A 25,780-nucleotide genomic window follows, 5' to 3' on the forward strand; every position below is an offset into this window, starting at 1 on the left:
TGCGGCGGGTGCGACGGGCATGGCGAACGCGGTGAATGAAACGATATCAGCAGTCGAGACGGATAGACGAGACGACGTTGACAAGTAACAACAGCATTGACAGGTAAGGCGGCAGCATTATGGCAATCCCCAATATTGAATCAATTATCAGGGCCCATTCCGATTTTTCCATGGACGACCCAGCGGAGCAGTACATTGAGGCGACGAAAATGCATCGTCTCACCTTTGGCATCGACATGCCGGACACCCACAGTCTGCATGACAAGCCCGAGCTGATCAAAGCCACGTGGAGGGCGACGAAGCAGACGGATGGGCGCGTGATAACGCTTGACGATCCCAACGTGGACGATGACCTGTCGCAGGCGCTCAAAAGCAGGCGAACCGTCCAACGCTTCCCGACGTTCAAGGCGTTTCGTGATGACGACATATCGCAGCTATGCTGGAGCGCGGACGGCGTGAGCGGAAGCCTGGTTGAAGAAAAGGGCCATTGGGGCAGGACCGCGCCCAGCGGCGGCGCGCTGTACCCGCGAGACGTGTATCTTATCTTCCCGAAGGCCGATGCCGCGCACGCAGGCTCCTGGCATTACAACCCATACGAGCAGCGGCTCGAACACGTTGATGACGCGACGCTCGATGAGGTATTCAGCGACTCATGGCAGCAACGCGCCGTGGCGAATGCCTCCGTGTGCTTCGTCGTCGCTGGGGTGTTCTGGCGCAATCGCTTCAAATACAATCTGCGCGGGACGCGCTTCGCGCTGATTGAGTCCGGCATGGTGACGCAGAATCTCCTGCTTGCGGCGCAGCGCCAGCACTGGGCCTCCATGCCGTTCGGCGGCTATTACGATGACGAGCTCTGCCATGCCCTGCATCTCGATGGCCTGAACGAATCCCCGCTTTCGGTCGTGTTCATCGGCGCGCGCGGGCAGTAGACGGGCTAGGCAGATTCATGCCCCTTTCGTGACGCTAAGTCGAAGCAAGCGTCACAAAAAGGGCATTCTCCTGTGAATAAATGCCCCTTTCATGACGGCTGGCCAAGTCGGCAGGTACATTAGGTCGCAAGGGTGTCGGTGAAGCGCGTATTTAGTGTGCATTGTGTACACTATTATCAGTTGTGCTATTGTTTACCATATGAACACTATGACTTCTCAAATCACCACGCGCGAGCTTCGCAGCCGCCTTTCCGATGTGCTTGGCCGTGCGATGTACGGCGGCGAGCGCATCGGTATCACGCGCAATGGCAAGCTCGCTGCCGTGGTCATCAGCGTTGAGGATCTCAACGAGTTGGAGGGGTTTGAGATGGCTCAGGATGTCGCGGAGTACCGCGACGCCAAGGCTGCGGACGATGGCGTTCGGGTCAGCCTAGATGAGCTTCGGGCCAGCTTGGCTCGTTGAGCTGGGTAGGAAAACGGGCATGTGGACACTTCTATGAGCTATCACATTGAATTCACCACGGCTGCAGCGCGGCAAATTCGCAAGCTCCCTCATTCGGTGTCAAATCGGATTCTTGATGCGATTGCAGCTCTTGGTGAAGACCCGCGGCCGCCCGGCTGCAAGAAGCTGGCGGGAGAACAAACTGCTTGGCGTATACGCATCGGTGATTACCGGGTCATTTATGACGTTGTTGATGCGACGCTTACCGTATGCGTCGTTCGAGTCGGGCATCGCCGAGAGATTTACCGTGCGCTGTAGTTTCTAGCGGAATGTAACTTGGCAAATATATGGCATAGATCGTGGCGATTTACTGCGGCGAGTTGCGGTTTACGACTCGGGTTCGGGGAGGGCGAAGAGGTCTTCGACGCTGACGCCTAGTACTTGAGCTAGGCGCAGGGCGAGCGGGGTGGAGGGGATGAAAACGCCGTTTTCGACGGTGTTGACCGTTTTGCGTGAGACGCCGACTTGGCGGGCAAGTTCGGCTTGAGTCAGGCCGCAGCGGGTGCGGTGCTCTTTCAGGTGGACGATCAGTTCAGACATTGGCCCGTATGTCGGTGACGGCGAAGCTGATGCCAGCGGCGACAAGCGCCGCGCTGATCGAAGCTATCGGCCACCAAACCGGGGCGGTCCAGATGCGGAACGCCGAAAGACATTGCACAAACCCGCTGGCGCAGAAGACTCCGAACGCCCAGCGGGTGGCGTTGGCGCGATTCACCTTGGTGAACTCGTCGTTGAGGATGCGGCGCTCGGCGCGCGTCCAGCTCAGATAGCCGGGAGTGCCGTATATATACGTTGAAAGAAGAAGTGCATATACACACCAGAGCAGTCTTCCATCGAAGATATTGGATTCGTTCAGTCCAGAGCCGTGGAGCGTCGCCAAGCATACACTGACTGAGAAGCATGCGAAGGCAAGTGTCGTCAGCAGCACCACCCGGCCGCGACGGGTCGTATACTCCTCAACTGTCTGTCGTTTTCCCATAGTTGTCCTCTTTCATCAAAGTGTAACCTATAGGTGACATTATAACCCTAAGGTGACATTCGACATACTGGAGGGTGTACGTTTATTCCAACTGGCGGTATGACAGCAGCTGTTGGCATTGGACACCGAACAATGGTGACCTTGCATCAATGAGAAGCGACGACCGCTTAGGTTATTAGCAGAGAGCATGAACGATACATTGATGAACACGTTTTATGTCACCAATGCAGAGCGCCCGGTGGCTTATATCGACGAAAGCTATGATACGGACCCGGCTCATACACGCAACTTCTACATCCTCAGCGCTGTCTTGGTAGAAAGCGCCCAGCGAGACGTGCTAAGAAGCGGCTTGGTCAGAAGGGCCGCTTCCAGCTACTGGCATACTAGTGAAGCACTTCGTACTGAAGAGGGACGTGTCCACGTTCACACGCTTCTCACATATCTAGCGGATGATGCAGGAAGCGAGCAATGTGTCATTAGTGTGCTTCAGCACGTCCAGCAGAAGGATGACACCGGCGAATTAGCCGAATAATATAACGAATAATATGAATCCTGCGGCTGCCGTGGCTACACCGCAGGATTCGACGTTGATGAGCAGCCGGCGCTGCCGTGGCTACACGACCGACCAATTCGATCCACCATGTAGAGGATATGAATCTTTGCTCATTTCAAATACTACGGCATGAGTTGCGTCATATCAATCGGCAGATTCCGTCGCATCCTTATTACTCCATTGCTTCGCCAGCGCTCGTTTTTTCTTACTGGACCTATTTCTTGAGTTCGTGTTTCGGTTTCTGGGGCAAGCGCATCTACCGGCGTGGGCTGCGTCCCTAGCCGAATGCATTTTCGCTGCCCAGTGATGGTCTGCCCGCACTGCGCAGGATGTCCTGGCCCATTTCGGCGGCCTTGTCGCCGGTGATGATAACGCCGGATTCGGTCGGAGCGTCGGACTCGGCCCAGGCGGTCAGGTCGTCCAGCTCGTGCTGGTTCAGCTTGCTCATGATTGTCCTCCTCCCATCCGTCGGCGGAATTTTCGCGCAGCGGCATGCAGTGGAATGCCGCATGGCCAATGTATATGGCAATACCATATTATTCGAATGCCACATAGAAACCAGCAATTACCCATGTCCGAAAAACGGCGTATGATTGGCGAGGTCACCGCCGGTGGCCACCTTGCGTGAAAGAAAGGTGTGCCCTTGTCCGTCGAATATGCGTCGCAAGTCGATTCCGTTGCTGAAGATTCCATTGTCGGGGATGGCGCTGGTGGAAGTGATGCCGTTGGCTCTGCAACCGTTCAGTCTGCGCCAGCCAACGCTTCTGGTTATCCCTCGTCGCTTGTCGGCACCAGCGTGGTGACCCTTGACGACATATCGACCTCCCAGATAAGCGAGCTGCTGCACCGGGCGCAATACATCGACGCCCACCGCAAGACTGTGGCCCACACCTGCGACGGCAGGGTGCTGGCCACGTTGTTCTACGAACCGAGCACACGCACGCGGCTGAGCTTCGAAACCGCGATGCTGCGCCTTGGCGGGCAGGTCATCGGTTTCGCGGGCGCGCAGCTCTCCTCGGTGAGCAAGGGCGAATCAATCTCTGACACGCTCAAAACCGTGTCCAACTACGTCGACGTCGTCGCCATCCGCCACCCCAAAGAAGGCGCGGCACTGGTGGCCTCACGCGCGGCTTCAGTGCCGGTCATCAATGCCGGCGACGGCGGGCATATGCACCCCACACAGACTTTGGCCGACCTCGCCACGCTGCAATCGCGCTTCGGACGCATCCAGAATCTGACTGTCGGGCTGTGCGGCGACCTCACCTTCGGCCGCACCGTGCACAGCCTGATAGAGACGCTGTGCCGCTTCGGCAATGTCAACTTCGTGCTGATTAGCCCCGATGAGCTTAAAACACCGCAGTACGTGCTCGACCGCATCAACGCGACCCCGACCTGCTCGTACGTCGAAATGAGCGATCTGGCCGAGGGCATCGGCGACCTCGATGTGCTCTACATGACGCGCGTGCAGAAGGAGCGTTTCTTCAACGAGGACGACTACCTGCGGCTGCGCGACACCTATATTCTCGACGCCGACAAGATGCGCCTGGCGAAGCCGGACATGGCGGTGCTGCACCCGCTGCCGCGCGTCAACGAAATCGCCGTCGAAGTGGATGACGACCCGCGCGCCGCCTACTTCGAGCAGGTGAAGAACGGCATGCTTATGCGCATGGCGCTCGAAAGCGCGGTGATAGGAGACGAGCTGCCCGGCTATGAGCCGCTGCAGCAGAAGGAGATGAGGGTCTGATGGAAGTCACCAGCATACAAAACGGCATCATCATCGACCATGTTCCGGCCGGGCAGGCGCTCAAGGTGCTCGAATATCTCAAAATCAACCCGGCCAAAACGCGGCTGGCGCTGATCATGAACACCACAAGCAACCGCTTCGGCTCGAAGGACATCATCAAGATCGAAACCGAGAGAGACATCAACCTTGAGGTGCTCGGATTCGTGGCCCGCCAGGCGACGGTGGACATCGTGCGCGGCGGAACCATCGTCGACAAGGTCAGACCGACGCTGCCCGAGCATATCGTCAACGTGCTGACCTGCACGAACCCGCGCTGCGTGACCAGCAGCGAGGTGGGCCTCGACCAGATGTTCCATCTCGCGCAACGCGAGCGCGGCGAATACCGCTGCGACTACTGCGACGAAAAGGCTAAGCGGTAGGAAGACACAGCGGTAGAAGATACAGCGGTGAACGACGACGCTGGCGCTGAATCGACAACGCTGCTGCATCGGCGGCATCACATCCGCCATCGTATTGATGGTAATTGATGGTAATTAATAGCAATTGACAGAAGAACGGCATAGGAACGGGGAGCACAATGCTCACACTGCACAACATCCGCGTCTGGGACACCGGCGAGCGCATCGATCTGCGCGTCGAAAGCGACTCGGCGCGCGCATTCGCCGATTCCGACTGCGTAACGTCCGGCGAGCTCGACGGCTCGAATCTTACGCTCGCGCCCGGGCTCGCTGATCCGCATGTCCACTTCCGCGACCCTGGGCAGACGGCCAAGGAGAGCATGATTTCCGGCTGTCGAGCTGCGGCTGCGGGCGGGTACACCGACTTGCTCATCATGCCCAACACCGAGCCGGCCATCGATGGACTACCGGTCGATGCCGGGCAGCCGGGCGCTGCAGAAGTGCTCGATGCCGGCTATGGCACGGTCATCGACTACTTGCAGCATTACGAGCAGGCGCATGACATCCCGTTGCCCTCGCATTACGACCTTTCGGTCTGCGCCTCGAAGGGGCGGGCAGGTATTGAAGCAAGCAATCCGTCCGATTGGGAGCGGTATATCACCGGACACGACGATGACGCGAAGGACGCGGAGCAACTGGCCCATCCCATTGCCGCCATCAGTGACGACGGATCGGCGGTGACCGACGCAGTGCTGGACGCGGCTTTAGCTAATGCCAAGCAGACCGGACTGTGGGTTTTGGAGCACTGCGAGCACCACGATTCCGGCATCATCAACGAGGGGGCGGTCTCCCGCAAGCTCGGCGTGCCGGGTATTCCCTCGGAGACGGAGCTGGCGATCGTCGCCAGAGACATCGACAAGGCCCGCGAAACCGGCGTCCATATTCACTTCCAGCATGTGAGCACGGCCAGCGCCTTCGACGCTGTTCGCAAGGCCAAGGCCGAAGGCCTGCCGATAACCTGCGAGACCGCGCCACACTATCTGGCCCTGTGCGACGAGGATCTGCTCAAGTACGGCGCGCTGGCAAAGATGAATCCGCCGCTGCGCTCGGCGGCTGACAAGCAGGCGACAATCGAAGCCGTCGTCGATGGCACGGTCGATATGATCGCCACCGACCATGCGCCGCATACCATCGAAGAGAAGCAGTCCGGGCTGGAATCAGCGCCGAACGGCATCATCGGCTTGGAGAGCGCGTATGCGGTCTGCCATACTGTGCTGGTCGACGGCGGATACATCGATGATCAGCGCCTTATCGAGCTGATGTCAACTCGTCCGATGAGAGTACTGAAGCGACAGGCTGTGAATATTGATGGTTTGCTGAATAAGTCGGTGGACGGTGCGCCGAACGGCAGTGTTTCTGCTCCCGACACGGAACATGGTGATTCCAAGACTCGTCGGCTTCTCGATCTCGCCGGGGCTACAGCTGCGTCGACGTCTGGACAGCCGGACCAGTCAGGCGTCGACCTTGTCCTTATCGACACCGACGCGAAGTGGACCATCGACCCCGAGCGCTTCCATTCCAAGGCGCGCAACACGCCATTCGGCGGCTGGAAAGTCACCGGCAAGCCTGTGGCCACGATTCTTGACGGACGGCTGGTCTTCAGCAGAATCGCTCAATCCGAGCGCTAAATACAGCTAGATACTTTAGATACGGTTGGCTCGGCACAGGTGTGATACGGCCAGAGCGAGAGAACTTCAGAAGTTCTATAGGAAAGGAACGAAGCCATGGACCGTCTGATCGCGGCAATCAAGGCTATGCAGAATCCAAGCGTTGTCGGACTGGATCCGACCGTGGCACTGGTGCCGCCCCAGGTGTTCGATGCCGTGGGCGACGACTTGGACGCTGCGGGCGATAAGGCTAGTGCCGGGTATGACGCCTCCGAAAGCGGCGCGCAGCGGGCGGCTTCACGTCTTGCCATGGGGTACTTCGAATTCAACCGCGCGGTGATTGATGCCGTCGCCGACATCGTGCCTGCCGTCAAGGTGCAGATCGCGATGTATGAGGCGCTGGGGCCGGCCGGCATCGACGCCTACACAATGACCTGCGAATACGCACAGCAGCAGGGGCTATACGTCATTGGTGACATCAAGCGCGGCGACATCGGCTCCACCGCCGCCGCCTACGCGCAGCATCTGAGCGGTTTGCCGCAGACCGCGAGCCCCTCCGCTGACGCGCCGCACGAGGACGATTCATATGACGACCTCTGGCACGAGGATGCGGTGACGATCAACCCATATCTGGGCGCTGACGGCATCACGCCCTTCGTGGACGCAGCGAAGCAGACCGACAAGGGGATCTTCGTGCTGGTACGCACTTCGAATCCGTCGAGCAAGGATATTCAGGAGCTTGAATTGGCGTCAGGAGAATGCTTCTACGAGCATGTCGCTGACCTGGTGAGCGACTGGGGGAGCGATTCGCTGGGAGCCGAGGGGTATTCGCGCGTGGGTGCCGTCGTAGGCGCGACCCATCCGCAGGAAGGCCAGGCGCTGCGCGAACGCATGCCGCACACGTTCTTCTTGGTTCCGGGTTTTGGCGCGCAAGGCGGCACGGCGCAGGATGTGGCTGGCATGTTCGACGCGGACGGGTCGGGCGCCATCGTCAACTCTTCGCGCGGCATCATCGCGGCGTGGAAGAAATCCGGCGAATACCGCAGCGGCATGTCTGCCGACGAGGCCCTTGACCTCGTGGCCTCCGCAGCGCGGCAGGCAGCGCTCAACATGCGCGACGAGCTGCGCGTGGCCGTCTACCGGTGAGACCCGCGAGCTGGCAGCAATGAGCGACGGCGATAACGCGCCGATACAACTGCAATATATCTAAAGGCAATATATCCAAGAGACCATAGAGAGGCATAGGAAAGAAAAGCACGATGAGCGACAACGACATGAAGAGCACCACAACAGCCACGGACAATACGGGAGTCTCCACCGAATCAGAGCACGGCGAGGCGGCCGATTCCCTAGCCAATCGTTTTACCGCGTTCCTGCTGCAATCGCAGGCGCTGAAATTCGGGGACTTCACCTTGAAATCCGGAAGGCAGTCACCGTACTTCATCAATGCGGGCGCGTTCAACGACGGCCGCAAAATCGCCACGCTTGGCGTTTTCTACGCTGAACGCATCGCCGCGTCCGTATCTGCCGGAACGCTGCCCGGCGATATCGATACCGTGTTCGGGCCGGCATACAAAGGCATCCCGCTGGCCGTTTCCACCGCGATTGCGCTGACCTCGATGCACGATACGCAAATTGGCTACACCTTCGACCGCAAGGAAGTCAAAGACCACGGCGACGGCGGCATGCTCGTCGGCACCCAATTGCGCGACGGCATGAAGGTGCTGCTCGTCGATGACGTCATGACGGCTGGAACCGCCGTGCGCGAGGTCGTGCCCAAGATCAAGGCGACGGCCGACGTCGAAATCGTCGGCCTCATTCTCGCAGTGGATCGCATGGAGAAAACCAAGGATTCCGGCCGTTCCGCGGTCTCCGCTGTGGAGCAAGAATTCGGCTTCCCAGTAATCCCCATCGCCAACGTGCGGGAGATCTTCGCCGCCGCCGAGCAGCTAACTGATGCCAAGGGCCAGCCCTTGCTCAGCGCCGATCTCGCCCAGCGAGCCAAGGACTACCTCGCTCAGTACGGCGCGTGATCAGAGGCGAGCAACTGAGCTTTCCGCAGCCTGTATGCCTCGTCTGACTGGCTGAAACCTGAACATGAAGGTATTGAGTCGTCTGCGTTTTTGTGAGTTGCAGTCTATGTTATTGCTTGCATTCCGCTGCGGCAGAGTCCTATAACAGGTGTTTGCTCTTTCTCACCCTTGACGTCTATGACGACAAGAGATATATTAATCTTGACGTCATGGACGTCAAGTTATATCATAATCTTGACGTCTTAAACGACAAGGCTATCGATTCGTCACGATAAGCAATGCTGCAAACACGCAAGGAGCTGATGATGAGCGAACTGGTGAAGCGCATTATTCTCGACCAGCGAGAAGCCGGCGTGCCTGAGCTGTTCAAACGAGACCTCGCTCTGGGCGATGTCCTTAAGCCGGCCCGCGGCAATCTGGTGAAGACCATTATCGGCATCCGTCGTTCGGGCAAGACCTATCGGCTTTTTCAGGAGATGCAGCGCATCGTTAACCTGGGTTATAGCCCCGATTCGATCCTGTACTTCAATTTCGAGGATGAGCGACTAAAACCGTTTACTCCGCGGCTGCTGTCTGATGTAATCGACAGTTTCTTCGAGCTTTTCCCGCAGACGCGAACCGAAGGCGTGTTTCTGTTTTTCGACGAGATACAGGACGTTCCTGACTGGGGCATGTTCATGCGCAGGATGGTCGACACGCTGAAGGCCACCATATACGTTACTGGTTCTTCCTCGATGATGCTGTCGAGGGAAGTGGCCACTGAATTCCGCGGACGCACGCTGAGCAAAGAGATATTCCCTTTGAGTTTCTCCGAGTATATGCGATATCAAGGTGTCTCAATTGCTGCAAATTCGACGAGTGAACACGGGCAGCGTATTTTCACGTCGCATGAGACGGCGCAACTCAAGCATGGCTGTGAGCGGTATTTGTCGGATGGTGGTTTCATCGCGACGCAGCATCTGGAACGGCCTGACTCGATTCAGTTATTGCAGGAATATGCGACTCGTGCTTTGACTGATGATGTGATTGAGCGCTACAATGTCCGCAACCCGCTGGTGGCCTCGTTGTTCCTCTCGCAATGCTTGGCGTTGTCTGGGCGCGAACTGTCGCTGAACAAAATGCGCAACAGTCTGGTTGGGCGTGGGTTGCCGGTGTCTCGGGAGACTCTTGCTTCACTGCTGCAATACTACGAAGAAGCGTATCTGCTGTTTCCTGTCTACGAGTTCACGCGCGCGCTGGCGGCAAATCCTAGATCAGTGCCGAAGATATACGCGATCGATCCGGGCATGTTCTCGGCCTTCTCCAAAGCCGCAGCTGAGGATCGAGGGCAACGACTCGAAACCGCGGTATTCCTGAAGCTGCGCAGGGAAACCGATAGTATCCGTGAGGGAAGCATATCCCGTTTGCTGATACGAGATGGCGGCACATCGCACGAGGTTGATTTCGTCGTCGGCGATGTCCTGTCGCAGCAGGCATATCGATTGATTCAAGTGTGCTGGAATCTGGACGACCCCAAGACTCGCCACAGGGAAATCAGCGCCCTGCAAGTGGCGATGAGTCGTTTCGGACTTCACCAGGCCACCATCGTCACGCTTGACACTCAGGAGACGGTTGCCGTCGATGAAGGCGAGGTTACCATGGTTCCCGCCTGGCAATGGCTGCTTGATGACAGTATGGCGTAATCGTTTTTTCTCGTACTACTCACCGGATCGTGGCAAACGACGGGATGGGCGTGAGCTGGTACCGGTAAAAAGGAATACGATTTGAGTATGGCAGGTCGGGCATCGCACAAGGCATCACAGAAATCGTCGCATCGAACACGGCACAGAACGTTGAGGCAGAGAGTGGTCATTGTCGTATCGATCGTGTGCGTCGTCGTTGCTGCCTTGGCGATCTCGATTCCCCAGTTGCTGCGATTGAATCTGAACGTCGTGCAGCCCGGGCCGCTTCCGCGCCGATATCAGGACGCCTACTGCACGGCGACGCTGCCGAAGAGCGCAGTGGGCAGCGTACTGTCACCCGAGCAGGCGCAGACTGCGGCTGCGATCGTGCTTATCGCTGTCAGGCGTGGACTTCCCGAGCAGGCGGCGGAGGTTGCTATCACCACCGCCATGCAGGAATCGAAGCTGACGAATCTGCCATATGGCGACCGCGACTCGGTTGGGCTGTTTCAGCAGCGGCCCAGCCAAGGTTGGGGTTCGCGCGAGCAGCTCATGGACGAAACGTATGCGACGAACGCCTTCTATGACGCGCTGCTCGCCGTGCCTGACTGGCAGGCGAGGCCCATCGAAGACGCCGCGCAGCAGGTGCAGCACTCAGGCTATCCGGATCTCTATGCCCGCTGGAATGACACGGCCCGATCATGGTCGGCAGCGTTGATGGGAACCGCTCCCGCAGGAGCCACGTGTCTGTTGGAGCCGGCGGGTTCCACGGGTGCCACGGATGTCAGCGGATTTTCGGCCGCATTCTCGACAGCATTTCCCGAATTCGAGATTGCGCGTGAGAGCGGCACGAATGGTTCAGCTACGGCAAATAGCAATGTAAACGACACGACGGGCAGCGAGGCGAGTAATGAAAACGGCGCTACCAAGCAAACTTTCGAACTGAATCCATCCCACGCCAACGCAACGAGCAACCTCGACCAGTTGTGCTGGCAGGCCGCCACATGGCTCGTCGTGCACGCGCGCCCCTACGGCATCGACTCGATTCGCCTAGGTGACACGGTCTGGACGCGTCAAAGCGGCGAATGGTCACACGGGACGCAACAGCCAAACAATGAAGGCAAGGTCTCGACTATCGTCGTTGGAATCAAATAAACAGTCAGTGCCTGTTGACAAGAGTTTAAGAGATAATGTTTTCTTAATTTCTTACGACCGCAGAATCGATGGTCATACCGGGGATGTTTGCCTAAGCGTTTCATGGGTGCCCATTGGCAGAGGAATCTTTTATCCGTTATCTTCAGCGATTTTGAATGCTCTGCATTGAAGCAGTAAGAACGAGTGTCATTATTTCAAATTACATTTTCAAATAAACTCCACAGAAACAATGACAGTGATTATACGCATCATTTACCGCGCAATAGCGTGATGGATGTAGCTTCGATCTCTCAATAAGGGTTGGCACCACGATTCCTCTATTGAGTAAGTATTTCTAGCTGCAGACAAATCAAACGAAACTAAGGAGCGAACAATGATAAACAAAAGAGTTGTATGGTCAGGGGTTGTTGCATCGGTGCTTTCGGTATGCATGATTGTTCCGACTGCCTCAGCTGCGGAAACCAATGCGAGTACTGCGAACCAGTACCAGTCTGAGGTGTCAGCATCTGTTATCAGTAGGCAATTGGTCTCTCTTACTTCTCAAGATCTTAAAGACATAGCGGGAAATGCACGGGCGCATGGAGATCTTGAGGGGGCTGCCGTTCTTGACTCATATGCTAACCAGCTGAATAATGCTGGATTGCGGACTGGTCGAATTCAGTCGATAAACATTATCACGACAATCGCCAAGAAAGCTATCATCAAGATTTTCCGCTGGGGTGCCACCAAACTTCCAGCCAAACTTCGGCCATATGCGTGGAAGATTGCCGATTTCTTGGAGACTCTGCAAAACTGGGAGGAAGGCCCGATTATCTGGGGTCTTATGCAGCTCGGCATCCCGTATGATGTTGCTCAGCAAGCGGCATGGTGGATTGTAACTTTCCTAGGATGACTGAATAGAAATGGGGGCAGGCGATGAACGACAACGACCAACAATCATCGGATTTGCTGAGCGCGTCGGATTGGGCGGGGCTGATAGGCTTTGTCTCTTCCGTTGTTCTGGGCATGGCGTTTCCGTTCTTCGCTGCGGTTGCCGTCGTGCATCGTCTGTTTTCATTTGGTGACATGTATTCCTGGGTGCGTGGCTGGCAGGCTGTGCTTGGGGTGACGGGCATTTTTCTCGTATGGTTTTTCGCCACGTTCATCACGGATCGCATCGCCAACCGGCTGTTCGCCAAAAGCTTGCACTCAGTGCTCAATGAGCTGGCCGGAGATGCGCTGTGCCTGATACTGCTGGTTGCATTGATGTCCGGCGTATTCGTCGATATAAGGGGTGCATTCGTGAGTTCCGTGATTGCTTTAGTGCTTTCGACGGTGCTGGGGCTGACGATTAACGCTGTTATCGATAGGCAAGAGGGTAAAGGATGATCTGCTTCCATGTATGGGTTTTGCGAGTTTTCTAGCCTCACTATAATTAGTCTTATGAAGACAATATTTTGACAGAGCTATGTAGTACAACGTGACAGCAACTGCAGTTATTTATCGACAGCGAAAAGAGATTGATTTAATGGTATTTCAACTCGCAGTATCCACGTTTGTTGATCTTGCAAGGCAACGAGCTTGCCGCCAAACGATTCGATAGTATGGCGATGCAGTTGCAGCCCTTTGCCTGATGGTTGCAATGGCTGGATATCCATGTTCAAAGCATTCATCTCGACGAGGTTGAACATGTCACGTCTGATTTCCGCATATATGGAATAATCAGTAGGAGGGGAGCAGTGACGTCGTAAATTTGCGAACGCTTCGGTTACGATACCCTCAATTTCGGCACGAACGGCATCATCAACGAGCAATGGCCCATCGTAGCCTCGAATCGTACACGTTCCAACCAGATTTAAATCCTGTAGTCGTTTGTGTTCAGAATCGAAGATTACGGTGATTTCCTGTTTTAATTCGCATAATGATTGCTCAGAATTATCGGTCCGGTTCTCGTCACGTAATATATCGATGATTTCATGAGCTTTGACAAAAGCGTGCTGTGAACGTGCGATGATATCTTCGAGTGGTCGCTTTTCGCTTTCATTGGAGGCATCGATGATGCGTGTCGAAGCGACGGTGACAATGGTCGAAAGGTCGTTGGTCACGGTGTCGTGCAATCTTGTTGCAAGCATCCGTTCCAAAGTAAGCACGTGGATCGTATTTTGTGCAAGCTCGAGTTGCCTATGCTGCTCAATCGAAGATATATGTAGTTTGCAGGCATATCCAGCTAATGATGCACATACTTGGAAGATGACTATGGCGATTACGGCGTTTGTTGGAGTAATGAACAGTAGGGTCACAACAGAAACACATAGCATGCAAAGCGCAATTGAAATATGCAAAAAAGCAAAGGCGATAGCAAGGCATAGCCATGTGCCGACAAGCATGGCATCTATTTCTGATGTTGAAGAGACTGCACTAATTAGGTACCAAGCAAGTGTTACCCCACATATTGTCTTAGGCCAGAATGGGATAGCTGCGCAAAGTGCTAGATATATAGTGAAAACAATGATGTTCTGAAGTGAGTGTTTATCTTCAATCCAAAAATAGTATGAATCTACGATGACTCCAATTCCCGAGCATAAGAGAAGTAGTGGGTGGCTAAGGTGCGACTTAAGCTTACCCAAAGTATTGCTGTTCAATTCGTCTGCTTTCAGTGCCGTGGTCGTTGCGCCTGCATCCATAACATTACTAAGTGGGTGCGGTTTCGCGCCTTAAGTTTTTCACATGCTCTATGCAGGTGCGTATTGACAGTAGCTTCGGATATTTCGAGAATTTTTGCCACTTCCGATGTAGTATTTCCCGTACTGCATAATTCGATAATATCGTTTTCTCTGGGTGAGAGGCTGGCTATACCACTTTTGCCACTATGCGAGAGTCTGAAATATGCGTTACGCGCATCGTCGAAATGTACGCCATCATAGTCCATCATTTTCTCACGTACGATTTGTTTTATGAGAGTCACCATTGCGGAGAGATCGCTTTTCCCCACTATTCCCTGTGCCCCGGCGTCCGCTGTGTCCTGAGCATATTCCTGAATCGGGAAAGAAGTCACCGCCAATAAGACGGTTTTTGCATTGTGCTCTCGTATTTTCCGAATGACATGTGCTCCGTCTATGTCGCCCAACGACATGTCTACAAGCAGAATGTCGGGAGCATCTTGATTAGACCACTGGGCAATTGCCTGCTGAGGGTTGCTGAGCAAACAGACAATTTCAAATTCAGGAGGGAGCGCCTTAGTAAGAAAAGCTGACATCGCACGAAGCGCAAAAGAATCGTTGTCCACGATGCCTAACGTTGTTCTACTGCTCTTCATATGTAGTTTTCCTTCTGCCTATCGGGCGTCCTTTAGCATAGCCCAATATAATGAAGTAGCCAAGGGCAAGAGACACGGAGAGGAGCGATGGTGCGACTTTGCAAGGTCTCATTTGCTGTCACTGTCGCTGCATTCATACTATTGTTGCCGATTGAGGGACATAGCACTAAACTGAGTGCCAGAAAAGCTGGTGCTAAATGCATATTCCGTCTTCCTTCTTCATCTTGTTTCTCGTTGAATGAGATACTGTTGAATATCTTTAGCACAAAGAATAAACGCTTTATCTCGAATCGGTAAAAGGCTGTCATCGATTTTCATTACAGTTTCTTTTCGGAGCCTTGAATTTGAGATAGTAATGCCTGGCGCTGTGCGTATCGCTACAATGATGAAATTGGATGATAGAATCAGGTATTTCGCAGTGTCTATATGGGCTGTCACCACCATATTTCATATAACTTGTGCAACTACATTACGTCAATAAGGCGCTATTATCCAACTTTTGCTATAGATTGGATATTTTCGAAAGAAACTAGTATCTATGTTTATGCGTAGTTACTGTTACTTTCGTTCCAAAGGTAGGTAATTCATGCCCATGCATTACTCAAGAAAAGAATCCATTTCCAATTGGTGCCTTCTTCTAGAAGGCGCATATACGGGTTTGCTGATTTACTGGTTTTCGTATCGTGCAGATTTTGGTGCGCAGTACAGAACTATTTTCATGTGGCTGCATGGCATGCTAGCGCTGGCGGCGCTGGTAGGTATAGCCATCATGTCGCTGCACATTCGCAAGCAGTATCCTCGGCGCTGGATCAAAAGCTTGGCGTATTGCGTGTGTATTGCGCTTGCCTTGTTCATATGGAACACCGATATCATGCGATTAGTCGTGCTCCTTGCTTTCTTCGGGTATACGATAACGGTTGTGCGTTTGGAGCATCAGCGGGAAGCATAAATGGGACTGTTACTTCTGCTTTGTTAGTTGGGCGTCTCAAGAAAGGAAACGTCCAACTGTTGTCTGCATACAATCATTTTGGTGGGCAGGCCGTTCCGCAACGACTAATCTAATTTAAATATGAGAATGTGTCACCCATTTTCAGTACGACATCAAAGAAATGTAATGAGAAAACATGACAATGATTTTGTGTTCCGGTGAGAGCAAAATATCGTCATAACTGTGGCTCTCATCAAAATAAATGGAGACAGTGGAGTATCCATTTATAGAGACCACGCCAAATTTCTAAGATTATTAAGGAGAAACGATGAGTGTTTCAGCTAAAAGATGTCTTATGTGGGCAGTAGCGATGATAACGGTCATAGTCGTATTGTTTTCATCAACGGCTCCTGCATTCGCTTCTGCACCAGCAGCAGAGACTATTTCACAAGGAACTGCAGTATCGAACGAACTTAAGGAAAAAGCGGGCCAGTACATAATTTTGGAAGGAGAATATTATTCATTGAACATTCGGGCAGCTTCATCGGAGCTAACAAATAAAGAAATAAAACAAGTCGAAAAATCAATCTCAACTGTTAATAGGCAGTTGACTATGGTATATGTCCAACAGCAACGTGATCCCCGGAATATTTTCGTGGCCGATGACGAGGGAGTCATAACCACTTCATCACAGCCCCTCAGCGTGACTTCTCGGAGTTATAAAGAAGGTGTGAATAAAGTTGAATGGTACTGGTGGGGTGCACGTATCTATCTCTCGAAGACAACTGTCCGATGGATTGGAGCAGGTGTAACTGTTGGAGGCATCTGGGTCCCTGAACCTGTTGTTTCGAAAATACTTGCGACAATAGGTGCAATCACAGCAGCAACTGTACAAGGAGGTATCGTGTTTGATGCTAATGCTGCGCTGATATCCATGGGCTTTGTTGTTATGAATCCTATGTGGGGAATCAGCAACATTCATTACCAGTAAATCACACAATGTATTAATCCCGTCGGGAGGCACTTTCATTGAATTGCCTATGTGCCTCCCGAGCTTCGGGCGACCAAACCATGAACACAAGAAGAACGATGGTTGCCACATACAGAATTCCTTGCAAGGTGCCTGTCGCATGTATAAAAAACCAATCTACAAACAGAATGACAGTAATCAGTGAGGCGCATAATCTAGTACGCCAGTTGTATCCGTGATGCATCGAAACGCCTTTCATCGGGAATTCGGAAGACCGGTCATTGTCTTGCGAAATATTATGCAGGAACTGTATCTTTCTCTCTTATGCTAATGGCGTTTGCTTAGAATAAGCAAAATACCGTCATTATTTTTATTGACACTGCAGCTTATGCGGCTTCTTACTCATCGAGTATTGCTTCACTATCCCCACGCCGCCGCACAAGCACCTGATAGGCGGCCAGCAGCACGGCGATCCAGATGGGGCCGACGATGACGGCGACTACGTAGCCGGGTGAGAAGCACATGAGCACGACCACGGCGGCGAGGAAGGCGAGCACTGCCCAGGGCGTGACGCTGGCGAATGGCAGTGTGAATTGCAGCTGATCGAGTGCTTTTCGGCCTGTCTTGCCCGCCAGCGTTCCCGGCCCCTTGCCCGCAGCGACGCAGCGGCGGAAATGATGCTCGGTGATCATGATGATCGTCCAGTTGATCATGCCGGCGATGGTGGCGATGCTCATCAGGTAGTTGAAGGCGAACTGCGGCCATAGGAACACCACGACTACGGCCAGCGCGGTGACGGCGGCCGAAGTGAGCACGCCGGCGATCGGCACGCCGTTCCTATTGAGCTTGCCGAGGTATTTGGGCGCATTGCCTTGCCTGGACAGCGAGTAGAGCATGCGTGAATTCGCGTACAGCCCGGAATTGTAGACGCTCATCACGGCGGTGAGGCATACGAAATTGAGGATTCCGGCCGCCGCGTGCACGCCGACGGAGTCGAATATCTGCACGAAGGGGCTGGAAGTGCCGTCGATGGTGTTCCACGGCACCACCGCCATGATGATGCCCAAGGCTGCGATGTAGAACACGAGAATCCGCCAGATGACGCCGTTCGTGGCCTTCGGTATGGTGCGCCGCGGGTCGGCGGTCTCGCCTGCGGTGATGCCGATCAGCTCGGTGCCGCCGAAACTGAACATCACCACGCACAGCGCCATGAGCAGGCCGGTCCACTGGCCGCCAGAATGGCCGCCAGAGACATGCGTCATCAGCCCGTGCGGCAAGAATCCGCCTTTCAGCGAGAACCAGTTCGAGAACGATGCAGGGATGCCGGAGGCAGTCGGCAGATGCATCAGCAGAACCGCCAGCCCGCCCAGAATCATCGCGACGACCGCCACAATCTTGATCAGCGCGAACCAGAACTCAAATTCGCCGAACTTCGCCACGCCGAGCAGGTTCAGCACGGTGATCGCCACGAGAAAGACCGCTGCGGACACCCACTGGGGGATGGCCGGGAACCAGTAGTTGACGAACGATCCGACGACCGAGAGCTCGACCATCGACACCAGCACATAATTGAACCAGTAGTTCCAGCCCGACACGAATCCGGCGCGCTTCGACCAGTATCTCGTCGCGTAGTAGCTGAACGCCCCGGCCTTCGGATCCTCGACCGACATTTCGCTTAAGGCCCTGACGATCATGAAGATGGCGAACCCGCCAGCGAAATAGGCGAGCAGGACGCTCGGGCCGGCGAGCATGATGGACTCGCTGGAACCATAGAACAGGCCGGTGCCGATGGCGCCTCCCAGCGCGATGAGCTGGATATGCCTATTCTTCAATGATGGGCGCAGCGTCGGCGCTGCATTGGAATCCTTGCCATTATTGCCATGATTGCCGTTATTATCGGTATCGGCGGTCATTGACGAGCTGTGATCGGAATTCATCGGTGAATTCTCTTCCATTCCTGCTTTTTCCCCTTATCGTGAGTGAGGTCTGCCGCTTCGTGGGCGCTGCCAAACGCATCGGAACATGTACGCGGTCGAAGTAGCCTCTCGTATCCTATCCGCATGGTGCTCACGTGTCGAGCTGAACTGGATCGAGCGCGTGGCTCGTTGCGAGCCATCGGTGCTGCGATGATGGAATATTGGTGCGGGTGCGATGTTGCCAACGCCGCGACACCGCCAATACTGTGATAATGCTTACACATATTGCTGTTGATAATGAATCATGATAATTCCTTGGAGTGTTACAGTTGCCTTGAGTCACAGCGAATGTGACTCGGCAAAGTAGCACATAGCACACAAGCACATGAATGGAGTGGTTCATATGGCTGATCAAAGAGTTGCAGTTATCACGGGCAGCGGTCGCGGCATCGGCAAGGGCATCGCGGAGCGTCTGGCGAAGGACGGGTACGCCGTGGTCATCGCGGATCTGGACCCGGGCACCTCCGAGGCGACAGCGCAGGAACTCGTCAGCAAGGGCTTCAAGGCGGTCAGCGTCGCAGGCGACGTCTCCAAGAAGGCGGACCACGAGAAGTTCGTGCAAAAGGCGGTCGACGAGTTCGGCCGGCTGGACACCTACATCAACAACGCGGGCATCGCGCAGATCAAGCTGCTGCAGGACGAGACTCCCGAGGACATCGAGAAGATCTTCAGCATCAACGTCTACGGCGACCTCTACGGCATTCAGGCAGCAGCGGAGCAGTTCCGCAAGCAGGATGACGGCGAGCATATCCGCAAGATCATCAACGCTTCCAGCATCGCCGGCCATATCGCCTTCGACCTGCTTGGCGCGTACTCGGCGACCAAGTTCGCCGTGCGCGGTCTGACTCAGGCGGCGGCGAAGGAGCTGGGACGCGACCATATCACGGTCAACGCCTACTGCCCGGGCATCGTCGGCACCGCCATGTGGGATTTGATCGACGACAAGATGGTCGAGCTCAACGGCGGCGAGAAGGGCCAGTACCTCAAGCAGTACGCGCAGTCGATCACTCTGGGCCGCGTGGAGACTCCGGAGGATGTAGCCAACTACGTGTCCTACCTCGCTTCGACCGGCTCCGATTACATGACCGGCCAGGCAGTGCAGATCGACGGCGGCATCCAGTTCATCTGATCATCACCTGATTGCTGCATTTCGCCGTTTTGCGTGTTGTGTTTGCCGCAACGACGCCGCACCAAGGCTTTGCCGATACGACCTCATGCATGCGGTTGGCGGCGTGCGCAGGCAGTGCAATCGGCGGCAGACAGTAGGCAGTAATCGGTAGACAATATAGATAATAATTATGCGAAGGTCTCGTCGTGCTCACGGCGGGGCCTTCGCCGTATTCGGTGCCTCTCCTTGTGCACTTTTGCTCGCGCACCTCATGGATGCGCAGCGCATGCTGACCTATAACGTGCCTATAACGTGTAACTCCCCAATGCAGAGCGTCCATAACTCCTAGCGCAAGGTGAACCTTCGGCGAACCACAGATGAAAACTGCCTAATACTGAGGGATTGCTCAGTGCGATTCAGATAACGTGGAATCGAGAGCAGAAACTGACTGCCAGACAGGACGTATGGCTGACGAGGGGAGTAGGAGCGCATGGACGAGGGGACGGAAGCACAATCGGTGGCGTGGACGGCATTTCACATTCTCGCGGTTATCGGTGTCATCGTCGGTATGATTGCGTGCGCGTTTTTGACCGGCGCTGACATGATTCACGTTGGGATGGGGGTTCTTGTGGCTCTTGCGGTTGGCGGCATACTTGGCGCAATGATACTGCCCGGGCGGATTCCTAGCAGGCGATAGCGCGCTGCGCGAGTGCTGCGGCTGCTGCTGCGGGCTCCGTGACGGACGTTGTGGATTTTATAGGCTTGTAGGCTTTGCGGACTCTGCAGACTTTGCGAAGTCTACAAGACGATCGGAGTATCTCTCAATTCGATCAGAGGCATTTTCGTATGCATTTGGGCTGTAAGGGGAGCCGGAGTCATAGAATGATTGCCGGAACGAATTACGGAACACTTTCCACGGGACACTGCTCACAGAACATTTCCCCCAATGATCGGAGTCGCGCATGCCCTTGCTCTTTGCCGTGCTGATCGGAGCGCTTCTTCCATTGCAGACCGTCATCAACACGCGCCTGCGCTGGCTGCTGCATTCGCCGTTGCGCGCCTCACTGGCGTCCTTCGGCGTCGGCACGGCATACCTGATTATCGCGGTGATAGCAAGTGATGCAGGATGGCCCATATCACGGAGCTTCATTGCGCAGCAGCCGTGGTGGATCTGGCTGGGCGGAGCGTGCGGGGTCGTGTTTCTCACGGGGAACATCGTGCTGTTTCCCAGGCTCGGCAGCGTGCAAACGGTGGTGATGCCGATTCTGGGACAGATTCTCGCTGCCGATGTCATTGATTCCTGCGGCTGGTTCGATGCGCAGGTCCGGCCGTGGTCCTGGTCCCGGGCGACGGGCACGTGCCTGGCCATCGCGGGCATGCTGCTTGTCGTGGCCGGGCCTGACGTGCTGTACCGGCGTATTCACAGCGATCAGCCGGCGACCGATGTCTCTCAGGGGCGCGAACTGCATGGGCGCGCTGGTGCAGGGCGCTGGATATGGCGTCTTGCCGGGCTGGGCATGGGAACGCTCAGTGCGATGCAGACTTCGGTCAACGGTGCCCTTGGTGTTCATATGCATTCCGCGATTGCTGCGTCGCTGGTGTCCTTCCTCGTCGGCCTGGTGATACTCGCGGTGGCGGTGTTGATTGAGACGTTGCAGCGTTCGGTCCGGCGTTCTGCTACAGAAGGCTCGTCTGGCGCAAATGGCACGGTTGACGCGGCTAACGACGGAAAGACAGCACCAAAGCCGCCGGTGAAACAACCGGTGAAATGGTGGCATTGGATAGGCGGCGCACTGGGTGCGACCTTCGTCTACGGCAACGCGATGCTCGCACCGCTACTGGGCACAGGGCTTACCGTCGTCGTGGTTCTGCTGGGGCAGCTCGGCGGCAGTCTGGTCGTGGATCAGTTCGGCGTGCTTGGTGCCGCGCGGCGTCCGGTCAAGGCGATCCAATTATGCGGCGTGGTCGTGCTCATCGCCGGAGCCGCATTGATGCGGCTTGGATGAGGACGCAGAAGGATATGTGGTTCTACGTGCAGAGCCGTTGCTATGCGTCGATCAGCGTGTAGCCGTGCGTGGCGACGACTTCGCGAAGCTTGGCGAGGTAGGTTTCGGCGGCATGGGAGAGTTTGGCGCGTTCGTTGCTGATCCAGCCGAGCAGCATGGTCTCGTCGGATTCGAGCGGCACAGTGACGATCTTCTCATTGTTGAGATCGCCGTTGTCGATGCCGGTGCACACCGTGTAGCCATTGAGACCGATGATAAAGTTGAGAATCGTCGCCCGGTCGGTCACGTTGATCTGCTTGGGGGAGTGCTCCGGCCAGACCGCCTCCTCGGCAAAGTAGAAGCTGCCATCCTCGCCCTGCTCGTACTGGATGAAGGGATAGGGCTTGAGATCGTCCATCGTCAGCTTGCGCTTCGCGGCAAGCGGGTTGCTACGGGCGATGAACACATGCAGCGGCGCACGGAAGAGCGGGTGGAATTCGAGATGCTTTTCGCGCAGCAGCTTGCCAATCACGTCCTTGTTGAAGTCCGAGAGGTATAGTATGCCGATTTCGGAGAGCATGTTCGCAACCTGCGTGATGATGTCCTTCGTGCGAGTCTCGCGAATCGTAAACTCGTATTCGTCAGATTTGGTCGAATTGATCATCTCCACGAAGGCTTCCACGGCGAACATGTAGTGCTGCGTGGAGACGGCGCACAGCTGCTTGCGCGGTTTTGCGTTCTTGTAGCGCTCTTCGAGCAACGCGGCCTGGTCAAGCACCTGCCGGGCATAGGTGAGGAATTCCGCGCCGTCGACAGTCAGCGCGATGCCCTGCGAGGAGCGGGTGAAGATCTCGATATGAAGCTCGTTCTCCAGCTCCTTCACCGAGGAGCTCAGGGCCGGCTGCGACACATAGAGCTCGTGCGAGGCCTCGTTCATGGAGCCGCATTCGACTATCTTGACGATGTACTTGAGTTGGAGCAGAGTCATAAATATCTTGTATAGCATCGAGGGTATACGTAAACGCTACTTATAACGACATGCGACTTTGGGACGGTGCCAAACTGCGTCAATATGACCTGCGCGATATGGCCTGTGGCCGAAGGTTATGTGATGTTGGGACAGATCTTGGCCAGTTTTGACTGTCTTCGGCGACGGGCTAGTTTATTAGATACGTACGCCGAGACGTCGGAGATCGCGCCGGGCCGTATCCGCGTCGGTGAAGGGCAGTCCGTGAATGCCGACTGCGTTGGCCCCATTGACGTTGCGGGCGGTGTCGTCGAAGAAGACGCAATGTGCGGCCTGCAAGCCGAATCGCTGCATCGTCAGTTCGTAGATGTCGGCATTCGGCTTGCGTTTGCGTTCGAAGCCGGAGACGATGGTGCCGCCAAGTGCGGCTTCGAGCTGCGGGAAACGGTCAAAGGCCGTGTGGAAGGTCTCATGAGACCAGTTAGTCAGCCCCCATGCGCCGATGTCTGCGCCGCGCAGATCGGTGAGCAGCTCTTCCATGCCGGGAAGCATGCGGGGCAGCGAATCGGCGTAATGCGCAATGTAATACGTGAAGACTTGAGCCATGTCGTCGCCGAATTCCGCACGATACTGCACGATGAGATCGGCGAACTCCTCGCCCGAATCCATATGATCCTCGTAGCGGTAGAAGCCATACGGGTCGTCGTCGGCGCAGATCTCGTCCACCAGATCATCGGGGAAATGACCTTCGAGGCACGCCCGGCACTGCCAGTCGATGAGCACTCCGCAGAAGTCGAATATCACGTCGGTGATCGCATTGTCGGCCGTAGCGTCAGTCGCTTGGGTTGTGTCGGTCATCGTCTCGCTCCGTTTCTCGTGGTACCGCGCAACGCAATGCGCGCGTGCACCAGCGTAACGCATGGGTACGGCGAGGTCATTCGCGGATATGACTCAGGACAACAGGTCTTCGATGGCTTCGCCGATCGTACGAACGACGTCCGAAGCAACAATCGGGTGTCCAATGCTATCCTCTGCTGCTGCCTGTGGCGCACCGAACACCTGCGGTGGCTGCCAGCCCTGCTGATCACTGTCCGCAGCGATACCGGCTGCCATGCCGTGCAGATAGGCGGCAGAAGCGGCCACTTCAACGCTCAGTGCCGCATCCTGCTGCAACAGCCCATCCTGCTGGGCGAGCAGCGCGCCCATGATGCCCGCCAGCACGTCACCAGCCCCAGCGGTGGCGAGCCAAGCCGGAGCGGAACCGGAAACCAGCGTGTGTGTGCCGCCATCGCCATCGTCGCCGACCACAATGGTGACAGCGCCTTTGAGCAGTACAGTCGCACCGGTGACCTCATGCGCCCGCTGCGCCCAATGCCACGGCTCGGCCTGCACCTGGGCGCGGTCGATGTCCTCACCGAAATCGGCAAGCAGATCGGCCAGCTCGCCCGCATGCGGAGTGATGACCACCTGTGGAGGCACATGGGCGGGCAGCAGATCGAGCGCGCCGGCATCGACGCATATCGCCGGCATATCGTAGGCCTCGATGGCGCTTGGCCCGTCCTGCGGTGCGGCTGCTGCGGCATCGATATCATCCGCGGCATCTATGACGTTCCCAATGTCCCCAGCGTCCCCAGAGGCTGGTGAACCCGGCTCGGCATCGTCGTCGTTCAGCGCGTCACCCGTCGAATAGTGGGCGAGCAGGGCAGCTATCGTGCTGCGCTGCGCGTCGATACCGGTCTCATCCGCATCCGCGCTAGGCACGCCCGACCCGACGACCCATGACTGCACGCGCCCCTTGCCAATCACCGCCTCGGGCACGGCGTTCAGCACCATATCCTGGGCGCGCTGCGGCCCTAGGTAGCGAATCATGCCGGCGTTCGTACGGGCCGCTGCCGCCGTGCCCAGTACTGCCGCGCCCGGGAAGCGCGTGGAGCCGGTGATCAGCCCGACAACGCCACGCGAGTATTTGGCATCATTCAGGTGAGGGAGCCGAATGGCCTGACGCGCCAGCTCGTCATCGATTGCCTCGATTGCAGGCTGCTGTTCGTCGATGTCGAAGTCGAAATCGACCAGCGTGACTGTGCCGCACGCGTAAGCGGCGGGCGGCAGCATCGCGCAGGGCTTCAGCGCGCCGAACATCGCCGTCGCATCTGCCGGGATGTATGGGCCGGGCAGCGAGCCATCGTCCACGCCGATGCCGGATGGCGTATCGATGGCAAGCACCAAGGGCGTATCGCGGTCGTATGCGGTCTGCGGATCGTGAATCGCTGGACTGGCGGGCGGCTCCCCATCAAGGCCCAGCGACTTCGCGAGGGTCGAGGGGATGCCGCGCAACGCACCTTTGATACCGATGCCGGTCATTGCATCAAGCAGCAGGTCGGCCTGCGAGGCCAGCATAATGGCTGTGTGAAGCCGTTCACCCGCTTCGCCCGCACTGAAGCCCGAAGCGCATCCAGGAATGTCGGACTGCGGGTCGAGCACCAGCACCTTGCCGCCTGCCTGCACAAAAGCGGCGAAGGCTTCCTCGTGCAGCGAACGGCCCACGGCTATGGCCGTGACGGCAGCGCCATCGCGGGCCAGCTCGGCGGCAGCATACAAACCATCTCCGCCATTGTCGCCGGCGCCGGCGAGCAGGACCACCTGCGCTTGCGCGATGTCCAAGTCGGCATCAGCGAGCAGCTGCAAAGCCATAGTGGCTGCGGCGCCTGCCGCCATGCGCATCAAGGGCACATCTTGCTCAAGCAGCGGCCGCTCCATCGCCCGGATGGTCGGCACGGCATAGGCGGTGTGCAGCAGGGTGGTCAGGCGTTCCGAATCCTCAGTATTGCGTTCCATATGACCTCCCGATTGCAGCGGTTGCTTACGCCACCAACTGTAGTCCCTGGCCTAGGTCGCCAATCAATAGTTCATGTTGGAAAACGTACGATAAC

Annotated in this window: 26 protein-coding genes; 17 read left to right on the forward strand and 9 right to left on the reverse strand. The window is 56.1% G+C overall.

Annotated features, from left to right (window positions below; translation table 11 throughout):
- The first annotated feature begins 119 nt into the window (after positions 1-119).
- From DDF78_RS01295 to DDF78_RS01305, 3 genes are all read left to right on the forward strand, one after another.
- Positions 120-929, forward strand: a complete 810-nt coding sequence (locus DDF78_RS01295; protein WP_152579775.1) for a SagB/ThcOx family dehydrogenase — start codon at positions 120-122, stop codon at positions 927-929.
- 199 nt (positions 930-1,128) lie between these two features.
- A complete protein-coding gene (locus tag DDF78_RS01300; protein ID WP_152579774.1) occupies positions 1,129-1,392 on the forward strand; it encodes a type II toxin-antitoxin system Phd/YefM family antitoxin in 264 nt (87 codons plus the stop codon).
- 33 nt (positions 1,393-1,425) lie between these two features.
- Positions 1,426-1,689 carry a type II toxin-antitoxin system RelE family toxin gene (locus tag DDF78_RS01305; protein ID WP_152579773.1) on the forward strand — a complete coding sequence of 88 codons (264 nt, stop codon included), beginning with the start codon at positions 1,426-1,428 and terminating at the stop codon, positions 1,687-1,689.
- Between the two features lie 69 nt (positions 1,690-1,758).
- Here the strand turns inward: DDF78_RS01305 and DDF78_RS01310 are convergent, their stop codons facing one another.
- Together DDF78_RS01310 and DDF78_RS01315 are read right to left on the reverse strand one after the other, a co-directional pair.
- Positions 1,759-1,971 carry a helix-turn-helix transcriptional regulator gene (locus DDF78_RS01310; protein WP_152579772.1) on the reverse strand — a complete coding sequence of 71 codons (213 nt, stop codon included), beginning with the start codon at positions 1,969-1,971 and terminating at the stop codon, positions 1,759-1,761.
- Positions 1,964-2,410, reverse strand: coding sequence for a hypothetical protein (locus tag DDF78_RS01315; RefSeq protein ID WP_152579771.1), 447 nt, complete (start codon positions 2,408-2,410; stop codon positions 1,964-1,966). The genes DDF78_RS01310 and DDF78_RS01315 overlap by 8 nt, the downstream gene beginning before the upstream one ends.
- 187 nt (positions 2,411-2,597) lie before the next feature.
- On the opposite strand from DDF78_RS01315, the gene DDF78_RS01320 reads away from it, so the two are divergent.
- Entirely contained in the window at positions 2,598-2,942 is a 345-nt protein-coding gene (locus DDF78_RS01320) for a hypothetical protein (RefSeq protein ID WP_152579770.1), read from the forward strand.
- A 298-nt stretch (positions 2,943-3,240) separates the two neighbouring features.
- Here DDF78_RS01320 and DDF78_RS11670 read toward each other — a convergent pair whose 3' ends face one another.
- Positions 3,241-3,411, reverse strand: a complete 171-nt coding sequence (locus DDF78_RS11670; RefSeq protein ID WP_154677493.1) for a hypothetical protein — start codon at positions 3,409-3,411, stop codon at positions 3,241-3,243.
- A 348-nt stretch (positions 3,412-3,759) separates the two neighbouring features.
- Between DDF78_RS11670 and pyrB the strand changes: the two genes are divergently transcribed.
- The 9 genes from pyrB (at position 3,760) to DDF78_RS01365 (ending at position 12,989) form a co-directional block, all read left to right on the forward strand.
- On the forward strand, positions 3,760-4,707 hold the full coding sequence (gene pyrB, locus DDF78_RS01325) for an aspartate carbamoyltransferase (RefSeq protein ID WP_237564507.1): 948 nt from the start codon (positions 3,760-3,762) through the stop codon (positions 4,705-4,707).
- On the forward strand, positions 4,707-5,126 hold the full coding sequence (locus DDF78_RS01330; protein ID WP_152579769.1) for an aspartate carbamoyltransferase regulatory subunit: 420 nt from the start codon (positions 4,707-4,709) through the stop codon (positions 5,124-5,126). The genes pyrB and DDF78_RS01330 overlap by 1 nt, the downstream gene beginning before the upstream one ends.
- Before the next feature lie 158 nt (positions 5,127-5,284).
- Positions 5,285-6,793: a dihydroorotase gene (locus DDF78_RS01335; protein ID WP_152579768.1), complete on the forward strand. Its 1,509-nt coding sequence runs from the start codon at positions 5,285-5,287 to the stop codon at positions 6,791-6,793.
- A gap of 126 nt (positions 6,794-6,919) precedes the next feature.
- Entirely contained in the window at positions 6,920-7,918 is a 999-nt protein-coding gene (gene pyrF / locus DDF78_RS01340) for an orotidine-5'-phosphate decarboxylase (protein ID WP_415481396.1), read from the forward strand.
- A gap of 113 nt (positions 7,919-8,031) precedes the next feature.
- Entirely contained in the window at positions 8,032-8,805 is a 774-nt protein-coding gene (pyrE, locus tag DDF78_RS01345) for an orotate phosphoribosyltransferase (protein WP_237564498.1), read from the forward strand.
- A 305-nt stretch (positions 8,806-9,110) separates the two neighbouring features.
- On the forward strand, positions 9,111-10,487 hold the full coding sequence (locus DDF78_RS01350; protein WP_152579766.1) for an ATP-binding protein: 1,377 nt from the start codon (positions 9,111-9,113) through the stop codon (positions 10,485-10,487).
- A gap of 162 nt (positions 10,488-10,649) precedes the next feature.
- Positions 10,650-11,621, forward strand: coding sequence for a cobalt transporter (locus DDF78_RS01355; RefSeq protein ID WP_152579765.1), 972 nt, complete (start codon positions 10,650-10,652; stop codon positions 11,619-11,621).
- Between the two features lie 373 nt (positions 11,622-11,994).
- Entirely contained in the window at positions 11,995-12,513 is a 519-nt protein-coding gene (locus tag DDF78_RS11900; protein WP_202613163.1) for a YqxI family protein, read from the forward strand.
- Between the two features lie 23 nt (positions 12,514-12,536).
- Positions 12,537-12,989 carry a hypothetical protein gene (locus DDF78_RS01365; protein ID WP_152579764.1) on the forward strand — a complete coding sequence of 151 codons (453 nt, stop codon included), beginning with the start codon at positions 12,537-12,539 and terminating at the stop codon, positions 12,987-12,989.
- Positions 12,990-13,096: 107 nt separating this feature from the next.
- Here DDF78_RS01365 and DDF78_RS01370 read toward each other — a convergent pair whose 3' ends face one another.
- Positions 13,097-14,284 (reverse strand): sensor histidine kinase, encoded by a 1,188-nt coding sequence (locus DDF78_RS01370; protein ID WP_152579763.1) that lies wholly within the window; start codon positions 14,282-14,284, stop codon positions 13,097-13,099.
- Entirely contained in the window at positions 14,254-14,916 is a 663-nt protein-coding gene (locus tag DDF78_RS01375) for a response regulator transcription factor (protein WP_152579762.1), read from the reverse strand. Before DDF78_RS01375 ends, DDF78_RS01370 begins: the two co-directional genes overlap by 31 nt.
- Before the next feature lie 586 nt (positions 14,917-15,502).
- On the opposite strand from DDF78_RS01375, the gene DDF78_RS01380 reads away from it, so the two are divergent.
- Both DDF78_RS01380 and DDF78_RS01385 read left to right on the forward strand, forming a co-directional pair.
- Entirely contained in the window at positions 15,503-15,865 is a 363-nt protein-coding gene (locus DDF78_RS01380; protein WP_152579761.1) for a hypothetical protein, read from the forward strand.
- A gap of 307 nt (positions 15,866-16,172) precedes the next feature.
- On the forward strand, positions 16,173-16,835 hold the full coding sequence (locus tag DDF78_RS01385) for a hypothetical protein (RefSeq protein WP_152579760.1): 663 nt from the start codon (positions 16,173-16,175) through the stop codon (positions 16,833-16,835).
- A 377-nt stretch (positions 16,836-17,212) separates the two neighbouring features.
- On the opposite strand, the gene DDF78_RS01390 is transcribed toward DDF78_RS01385, so the two are convergent.
- On the reverse strand, positions 17,213-18,769 hold the full coding sequence (locus tag DDF78_RS01390; RefSeq protein WP_237564499.1) for an amino acid permease: 1,557 nt from the start codon (positions 18,767-18,769) through the stop codon (positions 17,213-17,215).
- Between the two features lie 364 nt (positions 18,770-19,133).
- Here DDF78_RS01390 and DDF78_RS01395 point away from each other — a divergent pair, with 364 nt between their 5' ends.
- The gene (locus DDF78_RS01395) at positions 19,134-19,919 is read left to right on the forward strand and encodes an acetoin reductase (RefSeq protein WP_152579759.1); all 786 of its coding nucleotides are present in this window, start codon (positions 19,134-19,136) and stop codon (positions 19,917-19,919) included.
- A 941-nt stretch (positions 19,920-20,860) separates the two neighbouring features.
- Positions 20,861-21,904 (forward strand): DMT family transporter, encoded by a 1,044-nt coding sequence (locus tag DDF78_RS01400; protein ID WP_152579758.1) that lies wholly within the window; start codon positions 20,861-20,863, stop codon positions 21,902-21,904.
- 40 nt (positions 21,905-21,944) lie between these two features.
- Here DDF78_RS01400 and DDF78_RS01405 read toward each other — a convergent pair whose 3' ends face one another.
- From DDF78_RS01405 to DDF78_RS01415, 3 genes are all read right to left on the reverse strand, one after another.
- The gene (locus DDF78_RS01405) at positions 21,945-22,871 is read right to left on the reverse strand and encodes a LysR family transcriptional regulator (protein ID WP_152579757.1); all 927 of its coding nucleotides are present in this window, start codon (positions 22,869-22,871) and stop codon (positions 21,945-21,947) included.
- A gap of 177 nt (positions 22,872-23,048) precedes the next feature.
- Positions 23,049-23,708, reverse strand: a complete 660-nt coding sequence (locus tag DDF78_RS01410; RefSeq protein WP_152579756.1) for an HAD family hydrolase — start codon at positions 23,706-23,708, stop codon at positions 23,049-23,051.
- Between the two features lie 93 nt (positions 23,709-23,801).
- Positions 23,802-25,685: a bifunctional ADP-dependent NAD(P)H-hydrate dehydratase/NAD(P)H-hydrate epimerase gene (locus DDF78_RS01415; RefSeq protein ID WP_152579755.1), complete on the reverse strand. Its 1,884-nt coding sequence runs from the start codon at positions 25,683-25,685 to the stop codon at positions 23,802-23,804.
- Positions 25,686-25,780: the final 95 nt, after the last annotated feature.

This window comes from Bifidobacterium tibiigranuli (assembly GCF_009371885.1).
Taxonomy (GTDB): domain Bacteria; phylum Actinomycetota; class Actinomycetes; order Actinomycetales; family Bifidobacteriaceae; genus Bifidobacterium; species Bifidobacterium tibiigranuli.